The 6,383-nt window shown below is 62.2% G+C and carries 7 protein-coding genes; all 7 read right to left on the reverse strand.

The features are described 5' to 3' along the window. Nucleotides 1–57: 57 nt before the first annotated feature. Complete coding sequence (locus LHF31_RS12125) at nucleotides 58–1,374, reverse strand: peptidylprolyl isomerase (protein WP_298007843.1); 1,317 nt, start codon at nucleotides 1,372–1,374, stop codon at nucleotides 58–60. 69 nt (nucleotides 1,375–1,443) lie between these two features. Further along, the gene (rpsR, locus tag LHF31_RS12130) at nucleotides 1,444–1,716 is read right to left on the reverse strand and encodes a 30S ribosomal protein S18 (RefSeq protein ID WP_363324779.1); all 273 of its coding nucleotides are present in this window, start codon (nucleotides 1,714–1,716) and stop codon (nucleotides 1,444–1,446) included. Between the two features lie 14 nt (nucleotides 1,717–1,730). Beyond that, the gene (locus tag LHF31_RS12135) at nucleotides 1,731–2,132 is read right to left on the reverse strand and encodes a single-stranded DNA-binding protein (RefSeq protein WP_298007841.1); all 402 of its coding nucleotides are present in this window, start codon (nucleotides 2,130–2,132) and stop codon (nucleotides 1,731–1,733) included. A 42-nt stretch (nucleotides 2,133–2,174) separates the two neighbouring features. Then, on the reverse strand, nucleotides 2,175–2,459 hold the full coding sequence (gene rpsF, locus LHF31_RS12140; protein WP_298007839.1) for a 30S ribosomal protein S6: 285 nt from the start codon (nucleotides 2,457–2,459) through the stop codon (nucleotides 2,175–2,177). 201 nt (nucleotides 2,460–2,660) lie between these two features. Then, nucleotides 2,661–3,578 (reverse strand): hypothetical protein, encoded by a 918-nt coding sequence (locus tag LHF31_RS12145; RefSeq protein ID WP_298007837.1) that lies wholly within the window; start codon nucleotides 3,576–3,578, stop codon nucleotides 2,661–2,663. Then, complete coding sequence (locus LHF31_RS12150) at nucleotides 3,568–3,969, reverse strand: hypothetical protein (protein ID WP_298007835.1); 402 nt, start codon at nucleotides 3,967–3,969, stop codon at nucleotides 3,568–3,570. Before LHF31_RS12150 ends, LHF31_RS12145 begins: the two co-directional genes overlap by 11 nt. A 19-nt stretch (nucleotides 3,970–3,988) precedes the next feature. Then, on the reverse strand, nucleotides 3,989–6,383 hold a 2,395-nt coding region (locus LHF31_RS12155; RefSeq protein ID WP_303774264.1), incomplete at its 5' end, for a CHAT domain-containing protein.

A 6,383-nucleotide genomic window follows, 5' to 3' on the forward strand; every position in this document is an offset into this window, starting at 1 on the left:
AGCAAAAAGGCTGTCCCGGATAACAGGACAGCCTTTTGATTTCTTCAGAAGCGGGCTTTACTGCCCGGTGGAGGGAAGGGCAACCGGCGTGATGGCGGGTTCCTTGGGCGCCACCTCCATCCACAGGTCAAAGGTTTTGACTGTCTCGGTAGATTTTGCCTGATTCAGCCACTCGTCGTATGCTGCCTGTTTCTTCTGGTTGAGTTCCTCATCCGTCAGCGGACGGACTTCGCGGCCCAGCAACTGGATGATGTGGTACCCGAAGGATGTCTGCACCAGCTGGCTGATCTCGCCCACTTTGAGCGCATACACAGCCTCTTCAAATTCCTTCACCATGGTGCCTTTTCCAAACCAGCCCAGATCGCCGCCTTTATTGGCGTTGCTGCTGTCTTTGGAGTACTCTGCCGCCAGTTTCACCCAGTCCTCGCCCTTGTTAAGGCGATCCAGCACCTCTCTGGCGGTTTCCTCAGTCTCCACCAGGATGTGGCGCGCCCACACCTTTTCTTCTTCGCGTGGCAGGTCAGCGCTCAGTGCCTCTGCCAGTTTGCGCTTCAGAATCAGGCGCTTGATGTAATTGCGCAGATGGGTTTCGTCATACCCGAACGCCTGCACCTTGGCTAAGAAATCGCTGTAGGTTTGTTTGTATCCTTCCACCGTGTAGGGGGTCGCCGTTGGCAGAGGGGTGGGAGAAGCCGTTGCCGTAGGGGTGGGACCTTCGGGCGTGGGAGTGGCAGAGGGCTCCGGTGTGGGGGTGACTTCCGGGGTGGGGGTTGCCGGTTCCGGGGTTGCTGTGGGTTCCGGCGTATCCGTCGGCGGGAGCCAGGTTAACTGCTGGGTGGTGAGGGTGGCGGTGGCAAACGGCGTGGCGGTGACGGTGGGGGTGGGTGTGCCGTTGATGAAGAAGCCAAAGGCTTCCTGCATCTCTTTGTCAATTTCCTCTTCGCTCACGGTGATGCCGCGTCGGGCGGCTTCCTGCGCCACCAGCGCATCTTCAATCATCGCATCCAGCACCTGTTTGCCGATGATTTGCGGGTCGGCAAGCGAATTTTCCAGTTCCTGCAGGTAAGAGCCGTAGAACTGCACCAGAATCGGGTTGCTGGCGAGGTTGTTGTACTGTTGAACCTGCAGATAGCGCCAGAACTTCGCCTCGGTCTGGAATTCTTTCACAGTAATCTTTTCCTGACCCACCTGCGCCACCGCGCGGTTCTGCTGGAGCACGGTCTGCTCGAGAATGCCGTAGACAATCAGTCCGACGACCGCAATCAGCACAATCGCCGTGCCGAGGAGCAGGTAACGCCTCTGCATTTTTTCCCGTTCGATGCGGGCGAGATGTTTTCGGTTGGAGATCATCTTCTTTTCCGGTTGCTTTGCCATGGATACCTCAATACAAAAATAGGGCAAGGGTCGGCGTGACCCCTGCCCCGGGATGGAAATGTTTAGGCTTTATTCCTGTTCATCCGATGCCACGAAGGGCAGGAACGCCAGATGGCGGGCGCGTTTGATCGCGGTCGCCAGTTCGCGCTGGTGTTTGGCGCAGGTGCCGGTCTGCCGGCGCGGGCGGATTTTGCCCTCTTCGGTCACGTAGCGGCGCAGCAGATCAACGGCTTTGTAGTCAATCTTGACGTTCTTATCCAGACAGAACTGGCAGAACTTTGGGCGCGCCATGTACCGCCGCACCTGCGGTTGTTCGACATCCATCATCATTTCATCGCTCATGGGTCTTGCTCCATTTAGAAGGGATATTCTTCATCGGCTTCTTCTTCGGAGAGGGCTGTTTCCACAGTCTGATTGACGTCGCGGCGATCTCCCAGCATCATCATCTCGCTGGCGACGATTTCCACCGACACATGCTTGACGCCTTCGCTGTCTTCCCAGCGGCGCGTCTGCAGACGCCCCTCGACGTACACCTGCTGACCCTTGGCAAGGTACTGCTTGCAGATTTCCGCCAGTTGTCCCCATGCCACCACGTTGAACCATTCGGTTTCGGTGTGGCGTTCGCCGTCCACCGAGTTCCAGGTGCGGGTAGTGGCAACCGGGAAGGTGGTCACCGGTTTGCCGGAGGGCGTGTAGCGCATTTCCGGGTCGCGTCCCAGATGACCAATGATCATCACTTTGTTCAGTCCCCGACTCATACCATTTCCTCGTTTAATTCAGTCCTCTCCCACTCCGCTGGCTTATCCAATCGCCGTGATCAGATAGCGCAAAACGGGCTCGGTCAGACGCAGATTGGTGGACAGTTCGTTGACGAACGCGGGGGGCATGGCGACCTGCATATAGACGTAATTGCCCTCCCGCTGTTTGCGGATGGAATACGCCATCGAACGCTTGCCCCAGACGTCGGTCTTTTCCACCGTACCGCCTGCTCCGGTAATCCATCCCTGCACCTTTTCAATCAGGGCAGTACTGGCAGTTTCATCCAGTTCAGGATGGATAATGAAAATCACCTCGTAGTTACGCATGCTGGAATCCTCCTTTCCTTGGGTTTGCCCTCCCTCACAGCCGCAGGCGCGGAGAGGGCGGAAAGTAACAACGCGGTTTGCAGGGCGCAATTGTATCACAGAATCGCAAATTATGGGCGGGATTTTCATCTCTCAGGGGGGAATCATCACCCCCTCCCCTGTAAGAAGGGGAGACCTTCTCTCTGGAAGAAACGCGGAAGATTACCCCTCCTGCGGCCGTTCGGGGGGATAAGGCACGGGTTCTTTCACCGTGCCGCGCCACAGGAATTCGCTCAGGGCTTCGCCGTATGCCCGCTCTGCGGCGCTGTCCGGCGGACGCCGCCAGCCCAGCGCGTCGTACAGGCGGAAGCGGTACAGGTCGAAGGCGGTTTCGATCAGATCGCCGTAGGGCGCGGCGGCAAGCACAGCCTGATGGTAAGCGACCATCATCCAGACGACTGCCACGGGGATTGCCCACGGCGAGATGGCTCCCCACAGCCAAAAGAGCCCGCCCCAGCCGAAGGCTTCCACCCGGCGGTTGAGCGCTGTCCGTGCCAGGATGAGGTCCTCGCGCAGGTCCGACGGCAGAAGCCCCCACAGCCGCGCCCAGCACACCACCGCGTCCAGCCCGTATTTGTCCCGCGGTGCCAGTTCCCGCGCCCGCAGCAGGTTGCCCAGTCGGGTGGGCATCAGGTCTCCCCGCCGCCGCGGGTACTGATGAAGCCAGGTTTCCAGTTCGGTCAGTTCCAGTTGTTCCGCCTCGCTGAGGGCTTCGCCCGTTTTCTTCTTCTGCAGGGCGCGGGCGCGCTCATAGCGCTGATGCCAGCGCCGCGCCAGCGGACGGGTGACCCACAGGCGCAGTTGCCGTCCCCAGTAGCCTTCCAGCGCCCGCAGGAGGGGAAACACGCCCAGGCGCATCAGCAGGGCGCTCCCGATCACCCCGGCAATGGCGGCGAGTGCCAGCGCCCCCTGAAGCCAGGCGCTCAGGTTCAGAAATGCCGTCCAACCCTGCTGTGCCAGCCCCCGCTCCAGCGCCAGCACAGCCCCTCCCAGCCAGAACAGCCCCGCCGGACCGAACAGGTGCTCTGCCCAGCGCTTTGCCAGATCCTCGCCCAGCGATTCCCAGAATTTATCCAGCATGGTCTTTCTTCTGACTGGCGCGAATCATTTTGCGGCGATGACGAGGGCATTCCGGGGGCTCTTCGCCCTCCTGAAGCACCGGCTCATCCTCAGGGCAGTTTTCTTCGGGACACACCCAGCGCTGGCTGGCGTGCAGGAGGCTGATCTGCCCGGGCAGGGTTTCCATGCCGCGCTGATGCTGTTCATGAATCCGGTACTTCTCCTTCAGCCAGTCCTGAGCCGCCGGGGGAAGATCCCGGACGGCATCGTCCAGATCGAACCCGGCTTCGGGGTCGCCGCGCGCCGCGCGATCCAGCAGATCTTGCAGACGCGCCTGTTGCTCCTTTGAGGGCAGGCGCGGCGCAATCCGTTGAACGAATTCTTCCAGCGGAAACAGGTTCTCTTCCGACATGATTTTCCTCCTCCTTCCTTCAGGGGAGACCCACGCAGGCAAAGCCTGCCCAGAAAAACGGATGGGCGAAGTTCGGGCTGTCGCTGAACAGGGTCAGGTAGCGGTGGAACGCCTGCCCCACCTCGCGATCGGGATACTTACGGCAGTAGGAGCGCAGTTCCTCCGGCGGGGTGTCCCTCAGCCACCGCTGTGCCTCGCGCAGGGCTTCGGGGATCGGTTTGCCTGCGCCCTGCCACAGGTCGTAAAAGCGCGTGATCAGCAGGGCGGTGCTCAGGTCGTCCACCGCCCACAGCGAGCCGATCACCCGTGGAACGCCCGCCAGCATCCAGCCCGCCGGCAGGGAGAGGACTTCATCCGGGGCTTTCAACCCGGGGACAGCCGTCTCGCAGGCGGAGAGGATGGCGACCTGCGCCCGCTGGAGGTGCAGGGCATAGACCCGCTTCAGGGAGAGGCTCTGGCTGTTTGCCAGCGCCAGCGCGGCGCGCTGGCTGTCGCCCCAGCCGGCACTGCCGTGGGTGGAAAAGTGCAAAATGCCTGCCTCTGGCAGGGCTTGCTCCACCGCCTGGAGGGTGGCTTTTTTCCCGCGCAGGTGGGTACAGCGCCCCGGGAAGTAGCGCCGCGCCGCCCGCACCTCCCAGGGGGTGAAAATCAGGTCCTCGCGGGGGTTCTCCACCGCCAGCAGGTGCTCTCCGTTGCCGTTCTGATGCTGACGGGCGTGGTAAAGGGCATGCGCGCCGGGCGCGTAGGTAAAGGTCATCCGGTCGAGGGCGTAACCGCCCTGCGGCAGGCGGGCGGCGTGCAGAGGCAGGATGCCCAGCCAGCCCCCGGGGATGAGCACGGCGCGCTCCTCCCCGGAAAGCGCCTCCAGCAGGGGCGCCATCACCGCCTCCCCCAGCCACTCCAGCAGGGCATCCAGTTCATCCTGCCAGGCGGTTTGGAAAATGGGAAAGATTTTTCCCAGATTCAGCCAGTGTTGATAGGCACCCAGATAGGCTCCCGGTACCCGGCGCCTCTTCCCGCCTCCCAGAACCCGCTCGCGCAGGGTTTGCTCGTGGAGGAGCGGCAGGTCCACCGCCTGCGGTTCGCCCTGTGCGCGCACGATCAGGGCAAAACCGCCGTACGGGGTCGCCGCCAGATAGACCAGCGGGGCGTCCTGCGCCTGGTGCTGGATCTCCTCAAAGGGCAGAGATTGAAGGAAATAGCGGAATTCCGGATACGACGAACCGGCTTGCTGGCGAATCTCCCCGGCAACGGCTTTAACGCGCGCTCTTGCCGCAGGCAGGTCCTCAAACCAGCCGGGATGGCGCTCCGCGAAGGGCAGGTTTAGCAGGCGGCGCTCTTCTTCGACCGTTTTTTTCCAGTCTTCATAAAGAGTCTTAAAGCCCAGTGAGGGTAAGCGCTCAACAGCGGCGCTCTGGCGGTAAAGGGCTTCTCGCAGGAGTTGCCCGCGCCCTTCTTCCAGTGCTTCAACGGCTTTCCGGGGATCTGCCGGCTGTTCCTGAAGCCGGGCGAAGGCAGTTCTGATGGGCAAACCCTGCGCCTCCGCCAGCCAGTCTTCCGATCCGCCCGATTCGCTTTGCATTGCCAGCAATTCCTCCAGCGGGACGTGCGCTGCCTGAGCCGATTGCAGCACCCCCTGCCAGTCCCTACAGAGGAAATTCAGGCGAGAGAGTGCCGTAGCGGCGCGGAAAGGGAACACCGCCGGCAGGGGTTTTTCCTCAGCCAGGTGGATTACCTGCTGATAGTGTGCCTGGGCGGTTTGGGCGTGGGCGTCCTGGCCGCTGCGCTCATAGCGGTCCAGGAACAGGTTGCCCAGGGAGTGCTGGGTCATGGCCCAGTGGGAGGGGGCGTCGTCGCGGGTGTATACGAGGAGGGCGTTTTGATAGTGTGCCTGGGCGGTTTGGGCGTGGGCGTCCTCGCCGCTGCGCTCATAGCGGTCCAGGAACAGGTTGCCCAGGGAGTGCTGGGTCATGGCCCAATCGGAGGGGGCGGCGTCGCGGGTGTATACGAGGAGGGCGTTTTGATAGTGTGCCTGGGCGGTTTGGGCGTGGGCGTCCTGGCCGCTGCGCTCATAGCGGTCCAGGAACAGGTTGCCCAGGGAGTGCTGGGTCATGGCCCAATCGGAGGGGGCGGCGTCGCGGGTGCGGATCTGGAGGGCGTTTTGATAGTGTGCCTGGGCGGTTTGGGCGTGGGCGTCCTCGCCGCTGCGCTCATAGCGGCGTAAAAATAGGTTGCCCAGGGAGTGCTGGGTCATGGCCCAATCGGAGGGGGCGGCGTCGCGGGTGTATACGAGGAGGGCGTTTTGATAGTGTGCCTGGGCGGTTTGGGCGTGGGCGTCCTCGCCGCTGCGCTCATAGCGGCGTAAAAATAGGTTGCCCAGGGAGTGCTGGGTCATGGCCCAATCGGAGGGGGCG

It is taken from the genome of Anaerolinea thermophila (genome assembly GCF_020723905.1).
Lineage (GTDB): Bacteria > Chloroflexota > Anaerolineae > Anaerolineales > Anaerolineaceae > Anaerolinea > Anaerolinea thermophila_A.

Bases quoted from the DNA above. Each gene is read 5' to 3' on its own strand.
- LHF31_RS12125 (WP_298007843.1), bottom strand. From the start codon at position 1,374: ATGGCAAAGCAACCGGAAAAGAAGATGATCTCCAACCGAAAACATCTC.
- rpsR (WP_363324779.1), bottom strand. From the start codon at position 1,716: ATGAGCGATGAAATGATGATGGATGTCGAACAACCGCAGGTGCGGCGG.
- LHF31_RS12135 (WP_298007841.1), bottom strand. From the start codon at position 2,132: ATGAGTCGGGGACTGAACAAAGTGATGATCATTGGTCATCTGGGACGC.
- rpsF (WP_298007839.1), bottom strand. From the start codon at position 2,459: ATGCGTAACTACGAGGTGATTTTCATTATCCATCCTGAACTGGATGAA.
- LHF31_RS12145 (WP_298007837.1), bottom strand. From the start codon at position 3,578: ATGCTGGATAAATTCTGGGAATCGCTGGGCGAGGATCTGGCAAAGCGC.
- LHF31_RS12150 (WP_298007835.1), bottom strand. From the start codon at position 3,969: ATGTCGGAAGAGAACCTGTTTCCGCTGGAAGAATTCGTTCAACGGATT.